18 protein-coding genes, 1 other RNA gene and 2 pseudogenes are annotated in these 20,958 nt (G+C 51.8%); 6 read left to right on the top strand and 15 right to left on the bottom strand.

Annotation, left to right across the window (positions count from 1 at the left end; all coding sequences use genetic code 11):
• The first annotated feature begins 144 nt into the window (after window positions 1-144).
• The 3 genes from O6D90_RS03055 to O6D90_RS03045 all read left to right on the top strand — a co-directional run bounded on the left by O6D90_RS03055 (window position 145) and on the right by O6D90_RS03045 (window position 2,085).
• Window positions 145-537 (top strand): DoxX family protein, encoded by a 393-nt coding sequence (locus O6D90_RS03055; RefSeq protein WP_005131473.1) that lies wholly within the window; start codon window positions 145-147, stop codon window positions 535-537.
• Between the two features lie 71 nt (window positions 538-608).
• Entirely contained in the window at window positions 609-1,595 is a 987-nt protein-coding gene (gene yqjG, locus O6D90_RS03050) for a glutathionyl-hydroquinone reductase YqjG (protein WP_016154622.1), read from the top strand.
• A gap of 124 nt (window positions 1,596-1,719) precedes the next feature.
• Window positions 1,720-2,085 (top strand): DUF805 domain-containing protein, encoded by a 366-nt coding sequence (locus O6D90_RS03045; protein ID WP_016154623.1) that lies wholly within the window; start codon window positions 1,720-1,722, stop codon window positions 2,083-2,085.
• Window positions 2,086-2,149: 64 nt separating this feature from the next.
• Here the strand turns inward: O6D90_RS03045 and yhaJ are convergent, their stop codons facing one another.
• Window positions 2,150-3,046, bottom strand: a complete 897-nt coding sequence (gene yhaJ / locus O6D90_RS03040; protein ID WP_016154624.1) for a DNA-binding transcriptional regulator YhaJ — start codon at window positions 3,044-3,046, stop codon at window positions 2,150-2,152.
• 104 nt (window positions 3,047-3,150) lie between these two features.
• Between yhaJ and O6D90_RS03035 the strand changes: the two genes are divergently transcribed.
• Together O6D90_RS03035 and O6D90_RS03030 are read left to right on the top strand one after the other, a co-directional pair.
• Window positions 3,151-3,852: a pirin family protein gene (locus O6D90_RS03035; RefSeq protein ID WP_016157539.1), complete on the top strand. Its 702-nt coding sequence runs from the start codon at window positions 3,151-3,153 to the stop codon at window positions 3,850-3,852.
• Between the two features lie 26 nt (window positions 3,853-3,878).
• Window positions 3,879-4,028 carry a hypothetical protein gene (locus tag O6D90_RS03030; protein WP_016157540.1) on the top strand — a complete coding sequence of 50 codons (150 nt, stop codon included), beginning with the start codon at window positions 3,879-3,881 and terminating at the stop codon, window positions 4,026-4,028.
• Between the two features lie 53 nt (window positions 4,029-4,081).
• On the opposite strand, the gene O6D90_RS03025 is transcribed toward O6D90_RS03030, so the two are convergent.
• From O6D90_RS03025 to O6D90_RS02990, 8 genes and pseudogenes are all read right to left on the bottom strand, one after another.
• Window positions 4,082-5,392, bottom strand: a complete 1,311-nt coding sequence (locus O6D90_RS03025; RefSeq protein ID WP_016157541.1) for a serine dehydratase subunit alpha family protein — start codon at window positions 5,390-5,392, stop codon at window positions 4,082-4,084.
• 24 nt (window positions 5,393-5,416) lie between these two features.
• Complete coding sequence (locus tag O6D90_RS03020; RefSeq protein WP_016157542.1) at window positions 5,417-6,748, bottom strand: amino acid permease; 1,332 nt, start codon at window positions 6,746-6,748, stop codon at window positions 5,417-5,419.
• Window positions 6,749-7,074: 326 nt separating this feature from the next.
• Window positions 7,075-8,439 carry an L-serine ammonia-lyase gene (gene tdcG / locus O6D90_RS03015; protein WP_016157543.1) on the bottom strand — a complete coding sequence of 455 codons (1,365 nt, stop codon included), beginning with the start codon at window positions 8,437-8,439 and terminating at the stop codon, window positions 7,075-7,077.
• Between the two features lie 87 nt (window positions 8,440-8,526).
• Complete coding sequence (locus O6D90_RS03010; RefSeq protein WP_016157544.1) at window positions 8,527-8,922, bottom strand: enamine/imine deaminase; 396 nt, start codon at window positions 8,920-8,922, stop codon at window positions 8,527-8,529.
• A 13-nt stretch (window positions 8,923-8,935) separates the two neighbouring features.
• Window positions 8,936-11,230, bottom strand: a complete 2,295-nt coding sequence (pflB, locus tag O6D90_RS03005) for a formate C-acetyltransferase (protein ID WP_016154631.1) — start codon at window positions 11,228-11,230, stop codon at window positions 8,936-8,938.
• Window positions 11,231-11,258: 28 nt separating this feature from the next.
• Window positions 11,259-12,467: a propionate kinase gene (tdcD, locus tag O6D90_RS03000; RefSeq protein ID WP_016154632.1), complete on the bottom strand. Its 1,209-nt coding sequence runs from the start codon at window positions 12,465-12,467 to the stop codon at window positions 11,259-11,261.
• Window positions 12,468-12,498: 31 nt separating this feature from the next.
• Window positions 12,499-13,830 carry a threonine/serine transporter TdcC gene (tdcC, locus tag O6D90_RS02995; protein ID WP_016154633.1) on the bottom strand — a complete coding sequence of 444 codons (1,332 nt, stop codon included), beginning with the start codon at window positions 13,828-13,830 and terminating at the stop codon, window positions 12,499-12,501.
• Between the two features lie 22 nt (window positions 13,831-13,852).
• Window positions 13,853-14,395, bottom strand: a pseudogene (locus O6D90_RS02990) (pyridoxal-phosphate dependent enzyme); the annotation flags it as partial.
• Between the two features lie 56 nt (window positions 14,396-14,451).
• Here O6D90_RS02990 and O6D90_RS02985 point away from each other — a divergent pair.
• Window positions 14,452-15,149, top strand: a protein-coding gene (locus O6D90_RS02985) for an IS1 family transposase (RefSeq protein ID WP_151884388.1) whose coding sequence is annotated in 2 segments (ribosomal slippage) — window positions 14,452-14,701 and window positions 14,701-15,149 — 699 coding nt in all. Because the reading frame shifts where the segments join, the coding sequence is not laid out codon by codon here.
• A 2-nt stretch (window positions 15,150-15,151) separates the two neighbouring features.
• Here the strand turns inward: O6D90_RS02985 and O6D90_RS02980 are convergent.
• The 6 genes and pseudogenes from O6D90_RS02980 to garL form a co-directional block, all read right to left on the bottom strand.
• A pseudogene (locus O6D90_RS02980) lies at window positions 15,152-15,619 on the bottom strand (pyridoxal-phosphate dependent enzyme); the annotation flags it as partial.
• Between the two features lie 98 nt (window positions 15,620-15,717).
• Window positions 15,718-16,656 (bottom strand): transcriptional regulator TdcA, encoded by a 939-nt coding sequence (gene tdcA / locus O6D90_RS02975; RefSeq protein WP_003828596.1) that lies wholly within the window; start codon window positions 16,654-16,656, stop codon window positions 15,718-15,720.
• Between the two features lie 989 nt (window positions 16,657-17,645).
• Window positions 17,646-18,022: RNase P RNA component class A (rnpB, locus tag O6D90_RS02970), an RNA gene on the bottom strand.
• A gap of 32 nt (window positions 18,023-18,054) precedes the next feature.
• Complete coding sequence (gene garK / locus O6D90_RS02965; protein WP_032931837.1) at window positions 18,055-19,200, bottom strand: glycerate 2-kinase; 1,146 nt, start codon at window positions 19,198-19,200, stop codon at window positions 18,055-18,057.
• A 65-nt stretch (window positions 19,201-19,265) separates the two neighbouring features.
• Window positions 19,266-20,156 carry a 2-hydroxy-3-oxopropionate reductase gene (garR, locus tag O6D90_RS02960; protein ID WP_016154635.1) on the bottom strand — a complete coding sequence of 297 codons (891 nt, stop codon included), beginning with the start codon at window positions 20,154-20,156 and terminating at the stop codon, window positions 19,266-19,268.
• Between the two features lie 30 nt (window positions 20,157-20,186).
• Window positions 20,187-20,957 carry a 2-dehydro-3-deoxyglucarate aldolase gene (gene garL / locus O6D90_RS02955; protein WP_016157546.1) on the bottom strand — a complete coding sequence of 257 codons (771 nt, stop codon included), beginning with the start codon at window positions 20,955-20,957 and terminating at the stop codon, window positions 20,187-20,189.
• Window position 20,958 lies beyond the last annotated feature (1 nt).

Genomic DNA, 20,958 nt, shown 5'->3' with positions numbered 1-20,958 from the left:
TTGAAAATTTCTGACAGTTTTCCTTGCTAACAATTGTCATTAGCCGCGTTTATGATTCTCTCCATCGACAGCAACGACGCACTCTGCGACGTCGTTGCACAAAAAAACACAATAAGCCGCCTGAGTGGTTTCCTGGAGAGTATGATGAAGAAATTAGAAGATGTTGGTGTACTGGTAGCGCGCATTCTGATGCCAATCCTGTTTATTACCGCAGGTTGGGGGAAAATCACCGGATATGCGGGTACCCAACAGTACATGGAAGCCATGGGCGTCCCAGGATTTATGTTACCGCTGGTTATCCTGCTTGAGTTTGGCGGCGGTCTGGCCATCCTGTTTGGTTTCCTGACCCGCACTACCGCGCTGTTCACCGCGGGCTTCACGCTGCTGACGGCGTTCCTCTTCCACAGCAACTTTGCGGAAGGTATGAACTCTCTGATGTTTATGAAAAACCTGACCATCGCAGGCGGCTTCCTGCTGCTGGCTATCACCGGTCCGGGCGCATTCAGCATCGACCGTGTACTGAATAAAAAATGGTAAGCGAGCTATACTAAACGCATCAAAAAGCGAGGAGACATCTCCTCGCTTTTGCTATCTGAGGAGGCGAAAACATGGGACAACTCATTGACGGCGTATGGCATGACACCTGGTATGACACCAAATCAACCGGGGGAAAATTTCAACGCTCTGCATCAGCTTTCCGTAACTGGCTCACCGCGGATGGCGCACCGGGTCCAACGGGCGAAGGGGGTTTCGCCGCCGAAAAAGACCGCTATCATCTCTACGTTTCTCTGGCCTGTCCGTGGGCGCATCGCACGCTGATCTTGCGTAAACTCAAAGGGCTGGAACCGTTTATTTCCGTTTCCGTTGTGCATCCGCTGATGCTGGAAAACGGCTGGACCTTTGACGATAACTTCCCGGCGGCAACCGGCGATACCCTGTATCAGCACGAATTTCTTTATCAACTCTATTTACACGCCGATCCGCACTACAGCGGTCGGGTGACCGTTCCGGTGCTGTGGGACAAAAAGAACCACACCATTGTCAGCAACGAATCTGCAGATATCATCCGTATGTTTAACACTGCGTTTGATGCGCTGGGCGCGAAAGCCGGGGATTACTATCCACCCGCTCTGCAAACTAAAATCGACGAGCTCAACGGCTGGATTTATGACAACGTCAATAACGGCGTGTATAAAGCCGGATTTGCCACCAGTCAGGAAGCCTACGACGACGCCGTAGAAAAAGTCTTTCAATCTCTGGCGCGACTGGAGCAGATCCTTGGGCAACATCGCTACCTGACCGGGGACCAGTTAACAGAGGCCGATATTCGCCTGTGGACCACGCTGGTGCGCTTTGATCCTGTGTATGTGACGCACTTCAAGTGCGACAAACACCGGATTAGCGACTATCTGAACCTGTACGGTTTCCTGCGCGATATCTACCAGATGCCAGGCATTGCGGAGACCGTTAATTTCGATCACATCCGCAATCACTACTTCCGTAGCCACAAAACCATTAACCCGACCGGCATTATTTCTGTCGGACCGTGGCAGGACCTCAACGAACCCCACGGGCGTGATGACCGTTTTGCCTGAATGACACGGGTCCCCTTTGGGGGCCAAATAATTAATACTGCAAATATTTACCAGTATTCCATTCGCAGCTATTCTTAATTTGATTGCTTTAAAAACAAGTAATTGAATACAGAACGAGGCAAAAATGGATTGGTATTTAAACGTATTAAAGAACTACTTTGGTTTTGGGGGCCGCGCGCGTCGTAAAGAATACTGGATGTTTGTGCTGGTCAACATCATCTTTACGTTCGTGCTGGGCATTCTGGACAGAATGCTTGGCTGGGAACGCGCCGGAGGGGAAGGCATATTAACGACGATTTATGGGGTTCTGGTCTTTATCCCGTGGTGGGCGGTGCAGTTCCGGCGTTTACATGACACCGACCGCTCGGCCTGGTGGCTACTGGTGCTGCTGATCCCGATCGTAGGCTGGTTGGTAATCATCATTTTCAACTGTCAAAACGGAACTCAGGGGAGCAACCGCTTCGGCGCTGACCCGAAACAACTGTCCTGATGTAATACACCATCTTGTCGGCCGGATAAGGTGCATTTGCACCGCATCCGGCGTAACAGCCCTGCTATTTACCCGCAAACAGCTTGGGAATTTCCCGCAAACACCAGGATTTCGCTTCGCCCATGCTGTCTCGACGCCAGGCCATAATAATATCAATTTCGCTTGTCGATTCCGGGCTAACCACACGCAACCGACCCGCCGCAATGTCCTCTTCCACCAGCGGGTATGGCATCGTCGCCACGCCAAGGCCGGCCAACAGCGCCTGGCGTTTATCTTCTATCGAACTCACCGTCAGACGCGGCTGTTTATCCAGCAGTTGAACCGTCAGCACCGGGCGTTCGCGGGCCGTGTCCGCCACCGCGATTCCACGGTACTTCACGCGGGTGACTTCCGATAACGGTTCCGGTTCCTGATGAATTGGATGATCCGGGGCCGCCACATATACGTTCATCAGCGAGTACAGCTTGCGCGAGTTGATTTCCGAAGATGAGCGAAAATGCATATCCGGCGCAATCACGATATCCGCCCGCCCCTGCTCCAGACGCTCCCACGCCCCGGCCAGAACTTCGGTAATAACGGAAAGCTGGGTATTGGCCTTCCCGGCAAGTCTGTCGATCAGCGGGAAAAACGCCGCCGTCGGCACCAGCGCTTCGGTGACGATGGTCAGATGCGTTTCCCAACCGCGAGCCAGCGCTTCGGCATCGGTGGTCAGCTTATCCGCAGCTTCCAGCAGTACACGCCCACGTTCCAGCAGCATACGCCCGACGTTGGTGAATTTTGTGCGATGACCTGAACGGTCGAACAGCACGACGTCCAGCTCTTCCTCCAGCTTCTGCATGGTATAGCTGAGCGCGGAAGGAACGCGCCCCAGTTCGTCCGCTGCGGCGGCAAAGCTGCCACGCCGGTCTATTGCGTCCATGACGCGTAACGCCTCAAGCGTTAAAGCCCTTTCTTTGGCCATCTCGTTCTCATTCAGGAAATTTGAACATACCGGGCAGAATATCTGGCTAACAATGCAGCGTCTAGCCATTTAACATAAAAGGAAGTAAAGAGAGGTCAAGAACTATGATTACTACCCGTACAGCCAAACAATGCGGGCAAGCAGACTACGGCTGGCTGCAGGCCCGTTATACCTTCTCCTTTGGACACTATTTTGATCCTAAACTGCTGGGTTATGCCTCGCTGCGTGTTCTGAACCAGGAAGTTCTGGCACCGGGAGCCTCTTTCCAGCCACGTACCTATCCGAAGGTGGATATCGTCAATCTGATCCTCGAAGGGGAAGCGGAGTATCGCGACAGTGAAGGTAACCATATCCAGGCCAAGGCAGGAGAAGTTTTACTGCTCGCCACACAGCCGGGAATTAGCTACAGCGAACACAATATCAGCAAAGATAAACCGTTAACCCGAATGCAGCTCTGGCTGGATGCCTGCCCGCAGCGCGAAAACGCCTGCGTACAGAAAGCCACGCTGAGTGCCGGTAAGCATCAGTTGCTCGCCTCGCCGGATGGAGAACAAGGCAGCCTGCATCTGCGTCAACAGGTATGGGTGCACCACGTTGAACTGCAACAAGGTGAATCGCTGAGTTTTCAGTTACATGGGCCGCGGGCTTACTTACAGTCGATCCACGGCAGATTCCATGCGGTGACATCTGGCGCCGAAAAGGAAGCGCTCACCTGCGGCGATGGCGCATTTATTCGTGACGAAACTAACATAACGTTAGTCGCCGATACCGCGCTGCGCGCTTTGCTGATAGATTTGCCCGTATAGTCAGGGAAAACAATGGAGTACGACTATTGAGCAAGAAATCATCAAAAAAACGCCAGCCGCAGGTTGAGCCGAAAAAACAGGATACTGTGACCTTTGGCTATGAAGAAATGCTGACAGAGCTGGAAGCGATTGTGGCGGATGCCGAGCTACGGCTGGAAGACGAAGAAGCCGCCTGAAAAGGCGGCTTAGAGTTATGCCGGGGGCGATTCCGCCTTACCCGGCCTGCAGATTAATGTGCCTTACTGGCCATGATCTCAATGATCTGCTTGTCGGTTTCCTGCATCGAGCGACACGCCAGCGCACACAGGTTCGTGATAGATTGCTCCACATTATGTGCCACAATCCCTTCATTGCCGGTCACAGCGGTATCATCCAGCGCCATCAGCACCGCTTTCCACGCCGCAGATGCGCTGGTTGAAACTTTCATCGCGCAGCTGTTTGAGGCGCCATCGCAAATCATTCCGCTCACGTCGCCAATCATGCTGCTGATTGCCATCGCGATGGTGTTGTAGCGACCATCAACGATCCACGCCATCCCCGCCGCGGCGCCCATCGCCGCCGTGGTTGCCGCACACAATGCAGACAAACGCGGAAGCTGATGATGGATGTAGATAGCGCTCAGGTGAGACAACATCAGCGCACGCGCCAGTTTCTCTTCATCCGCACCAAAGTGCTCAGCCACCACCATTACCGGAACGGTCGCGGTAATCCCCTGATTACCGGAGCCCGAGTTGCTCATTGCCGGAAGCGTCGCCCCGCCCATTCGCGCATCCGATGCCGCACTGGTGCGGATCAGAATAGAGGTGGAGAGATCGTTCGCCAGCAGGCCACGCGCGCACTGCTTCTCAAGCGTGGTTCCGATGTGCAAGCCCCAGTTACCGCGCAGCCCTTCCTGGGACAGCGCACCGTTCAGTTTCGCCGCATCGAGAATAAAGCGGATTGACTCAAACGGTACCGCGTTCACGAACGCCAGAATCTCTTCCAGCGACGTGTGGGACAATACCGCCAGCGGTGACTCCTGCTCCTCTTCCTGAGCGTTCTGTTCTGTCGTGAACACCACGCCTTTATTGGTCTCAATGTGCACAATGTTGGTATGACCACCAACAATCGTCACGCACGCCCATCCTTCAGCGCTATAAACCTTCGCACGGGAGAAAAGAATGTCCTCGCATGGCTCCTGCAGCATCACCGCGACCTTCCCGGCGGTAAGCATCGCTTTCGCATCGGCAATCGCTTGAAGCGAGGCGTCTTTCAGTACCTCTAAACCGGCGTGGGCATTTCCCCCCAGCGCACCCAGTGCCGCCGCGACAGGCAGCCCAACCATTCCGGTACCCGGCACGGTAACGCCCATGCCGTTTTTCATCAGGTTCGGTGAGACCCACGCATCAATGCGTTCAACCGCGCCGTCCAGCTCAGAGGAGGCGACCGCTGCCGCCAGAGCCAGAGAGATAGGTTCCGTGCAGCCCAGCGCAGGCTTAACTTCTTCCTGCACCGCGCGGATAAAACTATCCCATAATGGATTCAATGTAGTCTCAAACATAACAACAACCTTTGCTCAGATATCTCAGGAAAATGCCAGGAACGGAGAAACGCACAGCAGCAGGCCCGTGACAATAATCAGATACAGGGAAGCGCCTTTGTATTTGTGCAGTGCAGGAACTTTGTAGACCAACCAGGCCGGGATCAGACATCCCACCATGCCGAAGATAGGGCTACAAATAGAAGTGAAGCTCAGTACCGGCGCATTGAGCACAATGGCTCCCCACGCCAGCAGGATAGCGAAAACCATAATGCCGCGCTGAACCAGGGTCTCATTGATTTTCTCGGCTGGCATTTTGCGGCGCAGAACGTTCATCACGATCCCTTGAGTGGCTTCACGGAACCCTAAGTAAACGCCGAAGAAAGCGGTCATTACGGCAAAGATGTTCAGAATAACGCTGACGATTTTCACCCAGCCAGCACCCGCGCCGCTGATAAACTGCGCGGCAATCGCCAGAGCGGAAATGTTCTGCTCATAAGCTTTAACCGCTTCGTCATGGCCCATCGCCAGCGTGAAGGAAACGGCGTAGAAAAAGACGGTCACAAACAGAATACCGAACGCAATATTCATGGCTCGCAGGGCTTTATGGCGTGCCACTTCAATGGATTTATTGCGAGAACGATAGGAGATAACCATCGGGCTTAAGGTCTGAATAAACAGAATCGAGGTCAGGGTAAACGGCAGCGTGATAATCGCGTTTTTGATCAGCAGCGCCATCGGCGGCAGTGAACCTACGTTATATAAATGCCACATCCCAACCATCGACACGCCAAGCGCCGCCACCACCAGCAGCTTGGTCAGTACCATACCGGTGGAGATTTTAAACAGCAGTTTTTCCCCGCGGGACGAGATAGCCACCAGGATGCAAATCAGCACCAGGCCATAGAACGGGCTGTCGGACAGTAACCCTTCAGTAACACCAAAAGTATGCAGGTAGGAGGCGCTATCGTTGGTGATGGCGGTGGAATAGACGAACATCCAGATAACCAGCATCACAAAATACAACGCACCTAACAGGATGCCCCAGTTCTTACCCAGATAGCCGCTGATTACGCTCGGGTAGTCTTTACACTCTGGGGACTCAGCCAGCGTATTAATAAACAGACGCTGGAACAGATACATGGCTGGGTAGCCGATGATAGAGGAGAGCAAAAACACCCACAGCCCCATCAAACCCACCTGGACGGGAAGAAAAACAATCCCCGCACCAATTGCCATACCGATACTCATAATGACCCAGCCGGTGTCCATGCTGTCGAATTTAATGGCTTCGCGCCATTCACTTTCGGTCATTCCCGCCCGACGTGCCGGAGCAGATGCGTCGAGTATTACGCTGTTATTCGTTGCCGTTTCCATAATTTTCCGCTCAATATGTAGGTAGAGGTTTTTATATTTTTTTCGTACTGCCTCAATGCGATACGCAGTACTACGGTGCAGGTGAGCTATTGGAGTAATGAGGAAATCATACGCGCAGGATCAGAGAAAAACTTCACAAACAAACCCCTGTAATTTCTAAAAGTTAAGAAATATTTTCTCTTTTATTTCCATATAAAGAATTGAATTTCTATATTTGAAGCAGATCACAACAAAAAAGGCGCACTAACGTGCACCTTTTTTTATCATGCCATATTGATTAATTTATTGCTGGATAGCGCTGCGCTGACCAGGCACGGCTTTTCACCTCAGGTACAAACCACTTTAATTGCCAGCCCACCGCGTGAGGTTTCACGGTATTTGTCGTTCATATCTTTGCCCGTTTCATACATGGTCTCGATCACTTTATCGAGCGAAACGCGTGGTTCTGACGTTCGACGTAGCGCCATGCGCGCGGCGTTGACGGCTTTTACTGCGTTGATCGCATTACGTTCAATGCACGGTATTTGCACCTGTCCGGCTACCGGATCGCAGGTCAGCCCCAGGTTATGCTCCATGGCGATTTCCGCTGCAATGCAGACCTGCGACGGGCTACCGCCCAGCAGTTCTGTCAGCCCGGCAGCCGCCATTGAACAGGCTACGCCAATCTCACCCTGGCAGCCCACCTCAGCACCAGAAATAGAGGCGTTCATCTTATACAGCGCGCCTATCGCCCCCGCGGCCAGCAAATAGCGGGCAATGGAGTTCGCATTCACCGGACGGCGGAACTTGTCGTAATAGGCCAATACGGCGGGAATAATCCCACATGCACCGTTGGTCGGCGCCGTCACAACCCGGCACCCGGCGGCGTTTTCTTCGCTCACGGCCAGCGCGAACATGTTGATCCAGTCAATAACGTTCATCGGGTCGCTGGACAGATTATCGCTGGAAACCAGCAACCGACGTAATGCCACGGCGCGACGCGGAACGTTAAGCGGCCCCGGCAGGACGCCTTCGGTGTTCATTCCGCGCTCAATCCCGGCGTGCATGACGTCCCAAATGGCGGCAAAGCCAGCATCGATTTCCTCTTTGCTGCGCATCGCCAGCTCGTTTTGCATCATCAAGCCGGAAACAGACAGCCCATTGCGCTCGCACAGTTTCAGCAGTTCGCTGGCGGAATGAAAATTGTAGGGCACGTGTGCTTCAACATCATGCACCTGCCCAAATTGCTCCTCTTCAATGATAAAACCACCGCCGACGGAGTAATAGGTTTTGCTTAATAGCCTCTCGGTGCCGTTCCACGCGGTGATACGCATGCCATTTTCATGGCGCGGCAGCGTTTCGGTATGAAAGAGAATATTTTCATCTGGAGAGAAATCGACAACATGCGTGCCCTCAGCAACCGGCAAACGTCCGGTACGGGCCACTTCCTGAGTAAAACCAGCGATTGAGTCTATATTAACGTTTTGCGGACTGTTACCGGCCAGCCCCATCATGATCGCGACATCTGTCGCATGACCTTTCCCGGTCAGGGAAAGCGATCCGTAAAGATCCGCCACAATATGCGTGGTTCTGGGGAGTTCGCCGCTGCTGACCAACAGATCGATAAAGCTTTTACCTGCGTTCATTGGCCCCACGGTATGGGAGCTGGAAGGTCCAATGCCAATCTTGAAAATATCGAATGCGCTAATCATATCCACACCCTCGGATTGCCGTTCAGTGAAGACCAGGTTTCACACTCATTAAGGATTGGGGCGATCCTGAGATCGCCCCGCAAGGGATTACAGCGTGTCGCCACGTACGGCGATGGCTTCAATCTCCAGCTTCACATCCTTTGGTAAGCGGGCGACCTGTACGCAACTGCGCGTGGGGTAGATAGCCTGATGCTCATCAAAGAACTGCTGGTACACCTGGTTAATGGTGGCGAAGTCGTTCAGGTCGGATACGAAAACGGTAGTCTTCACGATATCGCTCACTTTCAAACCTGCGGACTCGACGATCGCTTTCACGTTTTCCAGGCTTTGACGTGCCTGATCGGCCACGTTTTCTGCCACTTCACCGGTCTGTGGACACACCGGGATTTGACCTGACGTCAACACCATGCTGCCCAGGTCCACGCCCTGTACGTAAGGCCCAATCGCCCCTGGCGCACATTCGGTTGCAATAACTTTTCTCATAATCCCTCCGGCGTCAGAGCGCCTGGGTGAAAGTACGTGAAATAACATCTTGCTGCTGTTCACGGGTCAACGCGTTGAAGCGCACCGCATAGCCAGACACGCGGATCGTCAGGTTTGGATAGTTTTCCGGGTGCTCAATGGCATCCATCAACATTTCACGGTTCATAACGTTAACGTTCAGATGCTGCCCACCTTCCACATGCGCTTCATGGTGGAAGTAACCGTCCAGCAGACCAACCAGGTTGGTTTTACGCACCCCATCTTCTTTGCCCAGTGCAGCCGGCACAATGGAGAAGGTGTACGAGATACCGTCTTTGGCATAGGTAAACGGCAGTTTGGCCACTGAGGTTAACGACGCAACCGCGCCTTTACGATCGCGGCCGTGCATCGGGTTAGCCCCTGGCGCAAACGGCGTACCTGCGCGACGTCCGTCCGGTGTGTTACCGGTTTTCTGTCCGTACACCACGTTGGAAGTGATGGTCAGGATGGACTGCGTCGGCACCGCATTACGGTAGGTTGGCAACACCTTAATTTTCTTCATGAAGCGTTCGACCAGGTCGCAGGCAATGCTGTCTACTCGCTCGTCATTGTTGCCGTATTGCGGATAGTCGCCTTCGATTTCGAAATCGACAGCCAGACCGTTTTCATCACGAATCGGTTTCACGCGGGCGTATTTGATAGCCGACAGAGAATCCGCCGCCACGGACAGACCCGCCATACCACAAGCCATCGTGCGATAGACATCACGATCGTGTAGCGCCATCAGCGAAGCTTCATAGCTGTACTTGTCGTGCATATAGTGGATGATGTTCAGCGCGCTGATGTACTGCACGGCCAGCCAGTCCATAAAGTGGTCCAGGCTCTCCATCACCGTATCGTAATCCAGCACGTCATCCATCAGCGGTGCCGTTTTCGGCCCAACCTGAATTTTCAGCTTCTCATCCACGCCGCCGTTGATTGCGTACAGCAACGTTTTGGCGAGGTTGGCACGCGCACCGAAGAACTGCATTTGTTTGCCGATAACCATCGGGCTTACGCAGCAGGCAATGGCATAGTCATCGCTGTCAAAGTCGGCACGCATCAAATCGTCGTTTTCATACTGCAAAGACGAGGTGATGATAGACACCTGGGCGGCGTACTTTTTGAAGGCAATCGGCAGCGCTTCAGACCACAGCACCGTCAGGTTCGGCTCAGGCGCCGGTCCCATAGTGTGCAGCGTATGCAGGTAGCGGAACGAGTTTTTCGTCACCAGCGTGCGGCCATCCAGCCCCATGCCGCCGATAACTTCAGTCGCCCAGATAGGGTCGCCTGAGAACAGGGTGTCGAATTCCGGCGTGCGCAGGAAGCGCACCATACGGATCTTCATAATGAAGTGGTCGATCAGCTCCTGCGCCTGCTGCTCGTTTAAAATTCCCGCTTTGAAATCGCGCTCGATGTAGATGTCGAGGAACGATGCGGTACGGCCCAGCGACATTGCGCCGCCGTTCTGAGATTTCACCGCAGCCAGGTAAGCAAAGTAAACCCACTGCACCGCTTCCTGCGCATTACGCGCCGGGCGGGAGATATCGCAGCCGTACTTCGCTGCCATTTCCTGCATCTGTAGCAGGGCGCGACGGTGCTCAGACAGCTCTTCGCGCAGGCGAATCGTGGCTTCAAGATTCTGGCCCCACTCCAGGTTCGACTGGAGATCGGCAAACTGCAGTTCACGCTCACGTACCAGGTAGCGAATACCGTACAACGCGACGCGGCGATAGTCGCCGATGATACGACCACGGCCATAGCCATCCGGCAGACCGGTCAGCACGCCGGATTTACGGCAGCGCAGCATATCCGGAGAGTAGGCGTCGAATACGCCCTGGTTATGGGTTTTACGCAGTTCAGTAAACTGGTATTCAAAATCAGCATCCATCTCACGACCATAAGCATCAAAAGAGCTTTTGATCATGTTGATGCCGCCAAACGGATGCAGAGCGCGCTTGAGCGGCTTATCCGTTTGCAGACCAACGATTTTTTCCAGTTCTTGTTCAATATAACCCGCATCATGTGCGGTTATCGTGGTGGCAATATTGGTATCGAAATCAACCGGCGCGTGCGTCGAGTTTTCAATACGGATGCCCGCCATAACTTTTTCCCACAATGCAGTGGTCGCTGGCGTTGCTTCGGCGAGGAAAGATTCATCCCCTTCATAAGGCGTATAGTTGTGCTGAATAAAATCACGGACATTAATTTCTTCTTTCCAGTCCGTACCTTTAAAGCCATTCCAGGCTTCGGCATACAGCATATCGCTGGTATCGATATTTACCTTCATGAAAAATAATCTCTCTGCTGAAAATTAATTATGCAAATTCTACTGGTATATTAATTTTGCCTAACGCAATGGCATCACGCGCAATCATTTTCTCTTCATTTGTGGGAATAACCGCACAAATAACACGAGCATCTTTATTAGAGATAATTCTTTCGCCATGGGAATTTGGCAGGCTATTCATCTCGCTGTCGATATTCACCCCTAAAACGGCGAGATGCTCGATAACCAGACGACGAATTAATACCGAGTTCTCACCTATTCCACCGGTGAAAATAATCCCATCAAGACGATGCAGCGAAGCGGCATGTCCGGCGATATGGCGCGCGATACGATGCACAAACGTTTTAATCGCCAACTGCGCACGCTCATGTCCCTCGTGCCAGGCTTTTTCTAACGTACGTAAGTCAGAGGACAAACCGGAAATACCCAGTAAACCGGACTCTTTATTCACAACGCGCTCAAGGTCGCTCAGCGTCTGGTTGGTTTCGCTGGCAATCCACGCCATGGCGCCGAAATCGACGTCACCGCTGCGTGTGCCCATCATCAGTCCTTCCAACGGCGTCATGCCCATTGAGGTATCAACGCTCTGCCCGTTACGCACCGCGCAGATTGACGCGCCGTTCCCCAGGTGAGCCACAACCAGACCGGAGTCATCACTCTGCAACTCAAGAAGCTCATGCGCTCGCTGAGATACATAGCGGTGCGACGTACCGTGGAAGCCATAACGACGAACGCCTAACTCCTCAAAATATTTCCACGGTAGACCGTAAAGATAGGCCTCAGGGGCCATCGTCTGGTGGAAGCTGGTATCAAATACCGCAACCTGCTGCACGCCTGGGAAAAGGTGCTGTGCGGATTCAATCCCACTGAGGTTCGCATAATTATGTAACGGTGCTAAAGGCGATACCCGGCGAATATTATCGATAACGTCGTCAGTAATAATTGCTGATTCGGTAAAGATATTTCCACCGTGGGCAATGCGGTGGCCAATTAAGGCCACGCTGTCCATTAAATTACGTTTTTCCAGTTCAACGGCGATTGCTTTTAATGCGTCTTCGTAGCTGTGGTGAGCCAGCTTAGCTGGCTCTCCTCCATTAATTGCTATGAACGCATTTTCAGAGTTAATACCGTCCGCGATTCCCGCCATTAAAACTTCACAGTTCGCTGCATCCAGCACTGAGAATTTAATGGAAGACGAACCACAGTTAATAACCAGTACTACCGGAAACTCATTCATTTCACTACTCCGCTCATCCTGAGCTTAAGGATTAAAACAGTTTGTAGACAATGTTCAGGATAGTCAGCAGACCAATCACGGTAACAAACACGTTATCCAGACGGCCACGGTATTTCGCCAGTGACGGTGCTTTACGGATGGCATACATCGGCAGCAGGCAGAGCAGAGAGGCAATAATCGGCGCGCCCATTGCTTCAATCAGGTCCAGGATGTTCGGGTTGGCGTAAGCCACAACCCAGGTGGAGCCCATGATGAAGATCATGCTGATGGTATTAAGTTTGCCAGCGGAAACCTTAGTTTTATCGCCTTTGTAACCAAACTTCAGCACCAGACCGTTCAGACCTTCCAGCGTGCCCAGGTAGTGGCCGAAGAAAGATTTGAAGATAGCAACCAGTGCGATGATTGAAGCGCCGTACTCCAGAACGGTCGCGAAGGTGGACTTCGAACCGGACAGTGAAGCGAAGTGGTTCGCCAGGTAAGACAGTACTGGAATGTTCTGCGCTTTCGCATCCGCCATGTTTGCCGGAGAGAGCGTGAACAGGCAGCTAAAGGCAAAGAACATCACCACGGCAACCATCAGCATACTGGCGCGGGAGATGATTTTTGAACATTTCTGCTCGGTAAATTCGCGACCGTAATCTTTCTCATACTCTTCACGTTTAGAGACCACGAAGGAAGAAACGATTGGTGAAAAGTTGAAAGAGAACACCATGATGGAAATACCCAGCCACACGGTAACCAGGATGCCGTCATGGCCAGTCAGAGCGATATTGCTGAGATCAACCTGATCGATAACCGCAGAGTTCCAGTAAGGAATCAGAGACAGAGAGATCAGCACCAGGCTGGCAATAAACGGCCATACCAGGTAGCTCATCACTTTAACCATCAGATCCTTACCAAACCAGATAACGAATGCCATCAGCAGCAGCAGGAACAGTGCCACGAAGCCACGGTTTAACGCTGGCATCTGCAACTGGTTTTCCCAAAAGGTCATAAAGGTGTTGGTAATGGTGACGCCATAAATCCACAGCAGCGGACAAATCGCAAAGAAGTAGAGGAACGTGATAACCACGCCGCCCGTTTTACCAAAGTGCTCTTCAACCGTTTCTGTGATATTACCGGAAGGGTTAGAACCGGAAAGACACAGGCGTGCCAGCGCACGGTGGCAATAGAAGGCGATGGGGTATGCTAACACCAGCATTATCAGAATGGGGATCAGTCCGCCAAAACCTGCGCGGATAGGGAAGAACAGCACCCCGGCGCCGATGGCTGTACCAAATAAACCCAGTGTCCAGGTGGTGTCCGATTTGCGCCAGGACGACTGTTTTGTCTGGCTGGATACAATGCTATCAGTAGTACTCATATCCTATCCTCAACGAAGTATATTAAGCGTCAACTAAACCAGTAATTTGAGATACACGAGAAAGGTCGATATTACCGCCAGAAATAATGCTGACTGTTTTTCTGTTCTGGATATAGCTATCTAATTTCCCGCTTAATAATGCTGCGCAAGCCAGCGCGCCGGCACCTTCAGTCACAACTTTATTTCGCTGAATTAATGCCACCATGCTGTTGCGAATTTCATCTTCGCTGACCAGGACAATGTCATCCACCAACTCACGAACAATTTCATACGTTAAAGTACCCGGGCGGGAAACGTCACAACCATCCGCCAGGGTGCCGGTCGTTCGGTGCGTGGTTATTTCTCCAGCGTGGAAAGAAGCCGCCATGCCATGAACATTTTCAGACTGTACGCCAATAATTTTAATAGTCGGGTTAATAGATTTAATTGCCACCGCAATACCAGCAATCAGTCCGCCACCGCCAATTGGCACAATCACGTTATCGACATCGTACAGATCTTCCAGAATTTCCAGACCAATAGTGCCCTGACCAGCAATCACTTTCGGGTCATCATATGGCGGAATAGGTGATGCTGCCAACTTACTGATTTAGTGTATGATGGTGTTTTTGAGGTGCTCCAGTGGCTTCTGTTTCTATCAGCTGTCCCTCCTGTTCAGCTACTGACGGGGTGGTGCGTAACGGCAAAAGCACCGCCGGACATCAGCGCTATCTCTGCTCTCACTGCCGTAAAACATGGCAACTGCAGTTCACTTACACCGCTTCTCAACCCGGTACGCACCAGAAAATCATTGATATGGCCATGAATGGCGTTGGATGCCGGGCAACCGCCCGCATTATGGGCGTTGGCCTCAACACGATTTTCCGCCATTTAAAAAACTCAGGCCGCAGTCGGTAACCTCGCGCATACAGCCGGGCAGTGACGTCATCGTCTGCGCGGAAATGGACGAACAGTGGGGATACGTCGGGGCTAAATCGCGCCAGCGCTGGCTGTTTTACGCGTATGACAGGCTCCGGAAGACGGTTGTGGCGCACGTATTCGGTGAACGCACTCTGGCCACACTGGAGCGTCTTCTGAGCCTGCTGTCGGCCTTTGAGGTCGTGGTATGGATGACGGATGGCTGGCCGCTGTATGAATCCCGCCTGAAGGGAAAGCTGCACGTTATCAGCAAGCGTTACACTCAGCGCATTGAGCGGCATAACCTGAATCTGAGGCAGCACCTGGCAAGGCTGGGACGGAAGTCGCTGTCGTTCTCAAAATCGGTGGAGCTGCATGACAAAGTCATCGGGCATTATCTGAACATAAAACACTATCAATAAGTTGGAGTCATTACCGGCGGAATAAAGATACGGCCTTCAGTTTCCACAATCTCGCTAACCTTAGCGATGGTGTCGTTGAAGTTGTCGCCGTGCAGCACAACCTCTGCGGAATAATCGCAGGTTGCAGCAACTTTAGACTTCGGCGCGCCTTTCGGCATGACCACTTTGCCGTCGATTCCGAGCATGGCGCAGGAGAGAGAAACCCCTTGCGCATGGTTACCTGCAGAGCAAGCCACCACGCCCTTACATCTTTCAGCTTCGGTTAATGAACTGAGCTTGTTAAACGCACCACGGATTTTAAATGAACCGGTACGCTGCATATTTTCAAACTTGAGGAAAATTTCCCCTTTGCAACGTTCACTAAAATAGTTAGAGCGAGGCATTCCCGTTTTATAAATTTTCCCCGCCAGTCTTTTTTTCGCTTCGAGGATATCTTCAATTGCAACTGGGAGATCGTATGTAATGTGCATTAGAACCTCTTACTAGGGTATTAAAGTAAATAGATAGCCGTGACCATTGTCAGATATAGACAGATGGCGTTGATTTCGTGTTAAAACAAATTCAATCTTTAATCAATTTCAATTAATTGCCTTCGTCTCCGACAATTATATGATGAATACTCTTTGGCTAATTCCACCAAAATAGATGCTGCTTTTTTAATTCGATAATTTTTCGACCATACGGCGGCATAACGCGCGACGGGTAAGGTTTCTTCTACCGGGATAGTAATAAACTGGTTTGAGCCAAATGGTGTGGTCATATCGCAGGGAATTACTGTTAAGAAATCAGCATTGAGAACAAGATTATAAATCGTAACGACGGAGTCTGTTTTAACGATGTTTTCACTGCTGATGCCATTATTTTGTAACGTGGTTAGAAGTTCACTGTAGTACCCCATATTCGTTTGTGGCAACACCCACTGTTCGTTTTTCAACGCGCTCAGCGAGGTGATGCCGGTGCATGTTCGGGACTTGCTGGCAACCAGGATGAAGTCTGACTCAAAGAGCGGTTCAACATGCAGATCGTGCAGTTTCATCTCATCACTCAGCGTACCGATCGCGAAGTCCAGACGCCCGTCACGAATCGCAGGTAAGAACGAGGAGAGCTGAGCTTCATACATGGAAACCTGCGCTTTCGGGAACACTTCTTTGAATTTTTTAATCATGCCGGACATGATGGTGAAGGCAATCAGTGAAGGAAAGCCAAACGACACATCAACGACCGCATTGCTCGTCATGCTGTTCATCTCATCAACCATGTTCTTCATTTCACGGGTAATAGATTCAGACCATGAGAGCATAACCTGACCTGCCTGAGTTAAAGTCACACCAGTATTTTTGCGTACGACTAACTCAATACCGAAATAAGCTTCTACATCATTAATGATTTTGCTGACAGCCGGTTGAGTTAAACCTAATTCTTTTGCAGCTGAGCCGATAGAACCACTTCTAATGACTTCCTGAAAGACCACTAAGTGCTGTGTTTTAGGGAGTGTAATAGTATTCATATCGACCTGCGCTAATTACTTTGTTGACGGCAGGAAGTGTACCAAATTAAGCGAACGAGGATATGTGCTACCACTCACAAATCCCCTTGACTTACATTTTGTAAGACTATTATTTAAATTGAAATCACTTAATAATCATATAGATATGAAATATCGATCTCACTTTATCCTGACTTTAATCAAAAAAAGATGGGGGGATAACGATTTTTTATGGCTATAACAACACCATTTTCCCTGCTATTTCTTAAAACCACGAAAGGCTATATTTCAATCAATTACAGAGTAATTACCAGGCAAAACAGCGCTTAAATTTAATAAGCAACTTATCAAATATAATTATATTTTATCGTTTATAGTGGTCAAATAACGTTATGCATCACGTTTTTTAGCCTTATTTGTTTGTAAAGAAACATTGCATTTATTAATATTTAAACCAAAACATACAAATAATCATCACATGCAACATTGCATTAACAGTAGTTTTGTACAATTTATCAGCCAGTAATTTTGTGATGGCGATCGATTGCGTTCGATTATTCTCGATAAAAACGTATCGCGCAGCGTTTTGTGCTAGTCATCACAAAAAAGGAAATATCCCGCAAGCCATTCCCTTAGATAAAAGAAGTTCAGCGCGTAAATAAGGTCAAATAACGATGAGATGAATGGGAAATAAAGGCCAGATTCGTGGTGAACCAACTACAACACGACAGGAAAAACGTCTGCCGGATGGCAGTGTAAACGTCTTATCCAGTCTATAAAGCAAAAAACCTCGCCGAAGCGGGGTTTTTATAAAGAGTGAAGTTGACCGATAAGCCGAGTTCTTTTGAGCATAGCGTCGTGGACAGTCTGCCTATAAAGCAAAAAACCTCGCCGAAGCGGGTTTTTTATAAAGAGGTGAAGCTGACCGATAAGCCGCGTTCTTTTGAGTATAGCGTCGTGGACAGTCTGCCTACAAAGCAAAAACCCCGCCGAAGCGGGGTTTTATAAGGAGGTGAAGCTGACCGATAAGCCGGGTTCTGTCGTGGACAGTCATTCATCTAGGCCAGCAATCGCTCACTGGCTCAAGCAGCCTACCCGGGTTCAGTACGGGCCGTACCTTGTGAACCCCTATTTGGCCTTGCTCCGGGTGGAGTTTACCGTGCCACGGACTGTTACCAGCCGCGCGGTGCGCTCTTACCGCACCCTTTCACCCTTACCTGATCCCACTTGCGTGGGCCATCGGCGGTTTGCTCTCTGTTGCACTGGTCGTGGGTTTCCCCCCCAGGCGTTACCTGGCACCCTGCCCTATGGAGCCCGGACTTTCCTCCCCTCCGCCCGTCTCCCCCGAAGAGGACGACGACGAAGCGGCGACTGTCTGGTCAGCTTCGGCGCGCAGTATAGAGGGTTTGCGGGGCATTGTCACCCCGCACTGCGCATTCCTATCGCCAACGTGGCGGCGATGTTTCTTGAAGCGCGATAAATATTATCAAATGCCCCACGAAAGGCCTCTTCCAGCGTGCTGATGGTGGTTAATACGCTAAACACCGCATCGATACCATATTGATGCACCACCTCCACATCGCGCGTCAGGCTGCCGCCAATACCAATTACCGGCTTGTGGTACTTCTTCGCGACATTCGCCACACCCACTGGCACTTTGCCGTGAATGCTCTGGCTGTCAATCCGCCCTTCTCCGGTCACCACCAGCGTACAGTCATGAATATGCTCTTCCAGATTGAGCGCCTGGGTCACAATCTCAATACCACTGCGCAGCTCCGCACCTAAAAAAGCCATTAATGCGGCACCCATTCCGCCAGCCGCACCAGAGCCAGGAACGTCTTTCACATCAACCCGCAGCGATTTTTTAATGATGTCGGCATAGTGAGACAGATTGCGGTCCAGTTCGATAATGCGTTCTTCCGTCGCCCCTTTCTGCGGGCCAAAAATGCGCGAAGCGCCAGTATCACCGGTGAGTGGATTAGTCACATCGCAGGCCACGCGAATTGAGCAGGTTTTTAAGCGCGGATCCAGGCCCGATATATCGATGGTGTTCAGACTCTCCAGGCTTCCACCACCGTTGCCAATCTCTGTCCCGTTGGCGTCGCAGAGTTTCGCCCCCAGCGCCTGCACCATACCCGCGCCGCCGTCGTTGGTCGCACTGCCGCCAATACCAATAATGATGCTCTGCGCACCGCTATCCAGCGCCTGCAAAATCAACTCCCCGGTGCCGCGCGACGTGGTGACTAACGGGTTACGCTTTTCAGGTGGAACCAACGCCAGACCGCTGGCTGCCGCCATTTCGATAAACGCGGTTTTACCATCTCCAGACATGCCCCAGCAGGCATTCACTTTTTCGCCCAGCGGCCCTGTCACCCACGCTGAATGTTCACTCCCCTGCGTAGCGGCAATCATGGCTTCGACCGTTCCTTCACCGCCATCGGCAACCGGGACAGAAACATATTGCGCATCGGGGAAAATTTCCCGAAATCCTTTTTCTATTGCCTGAGCTACCTCGGTGGCAGAAAGGCTTTCTTTATAAGAGTCTGGGGCAATTACGATTTTCATAGTTATGTAGCCTGACAGTGCCGCGCAAGGCAAGAAATACAGGGCGCGCATCCGCGCCCTTCTTGTTAGCGAGTGACTTCCACTTTCGCCAGTTTTTCGTAGTAGCATGCGAGTGCGCTATGATCGGCGGTGCCCAGCCCATCTGCGCGTAGCGCCTGCATCATCTCCATGACTGCAGCAGTCAGCGGTAACTGAGCGCCAACGCCATGAGAGGTATCCAGCGCGTTCGCCAGATCTTTAATATGCAGGTCGATACGGAAACCCGGCTTAAAGTTTCTGTCCATAACCATCGGCGCTTTCGCATCCAGTACGGTGCTTCCCGCCAGCCCACCACGGATCGCCTGATACACCAGATCCGGGTTTACGCCCGCTTTGGTCGCCAGCGTCAGCGCTTCCGACATCGCCGCAATGTTCAGCGCCACAATCACCTGATTCGCCAGCTTGGTGACGTTACCTGCGCCGATATCACCGGTATGTACCACGGAACCTGCCATCGCCTTCATCAGATCGTAATATTTGTCAAAAATCGCTTTATCACCGCCAACCATCACCGACAGAGTACCGTCGATGGCTTTCGGTTCGCCACCGCTTACCGGCGCGTCCAGCATATCCACGCCTTTCGCTTTCAGCGCGTCGCTGATTTCACGGCTGGCTAACGGCGCGATGGAGCTCATGTCGATCAGCACTGTCCCCGGTTTCGCCCCTTCAATAATGCCGCCCTCTCCCAGCGCCACTTCTTTCACATGCGGAGAATTCGGCAGCATGGTGATGATCACATCGCACTGCTCGGCAATATCTTTCGCCGTGGCGGCGGTTTCTGCGCCTGCGGCAATCACTTCCGCAATGGATTCCGGGTTACGGTCAGCAACCACCAGCGAGTAACCTGCCTTGAGGAGGTTTTTACTCATTGGTTTACCCATAATACCGAGGCCAATAAAACCAACTTTCATTGTCATGTCTTTATCTCTCTCTACTGTCGAGGGGGGTTATTTCTTAAAAGAATCAGCCAATTTTTGCGTGGCTGAACGGAACACGCCAAGATCGCTGCCAACGGCAACAAACGTCGCGCCCCACTCCAGATAACGACGCGCATCCGCCTCTACCGGGGCCAGAATGCCGCTTGGTTTGCCGTGTGCTTTCGCGCGGGCAAAAATGTGCTGGATAGCTTTCTGCACATCAGGATGTGACGCATTGCCGAGGTGGCCTAACGCCGCAGCCAGATCGCTTGGGCCGACGAAGACCCCGTCGACACCTTCTGTCGCCGCGATTGCGTCAACGTTATCAACGCCCTGCTGACTTTCGATCTGCACGATGATGGTGATGTTCTTATTCGACTGCGCAAAGTAGTCCGGTACGGTGCCAAACATATTGGCGCGATGGGATACGGACACGCCGCGAATACCTTCCGGCGGATAGCGGGTCGACGCCACGGCGTTCACCGCCTCTTCTTCCGTCTCCACGAACGGGATCAGGAAGTTGTAAAATCCGATATCCAGCAGGCGTTTGATAATTACCGGCTCGTTGGTCGGTACGCGCACTACCGGCGCGCTGGTGCTGCCTTTCAGCGCCATCAATTGCGGGATAAACGTCGATATGTCGTTCGGCGCGTGTTCGCCGTCCAGCACCAGCCAGTCAAAACCCGCCAGGCCTAAAACTTCGGTACTGATTGGGCTGGCTAATGCAGACCAGCAGCCAATCTGAATCTGTTGCGCCGCGAGAGCCGCTTTAAACTTATTCGGAAAAATCGTGTTATTCATC

Origin of the sequence: Citrobacter sp. 21OH12SH02A-Citro, assembly GCF_027919895.1 — a bacterium.
In the GTDB taxonomy this organism is placed as follows: domain Bacteria; phylum Pseudomonadota; class Gammaproteobacteria; order Enterobacterales; family Enterobacteriaceae; genus Citrobacter; species Citrobacter braakii.
The sequence above is the reverse complement of the archived record's forward strand: the minus strand, read 5'-3'. Positions and strand labels throughout refer to the sequence as shown.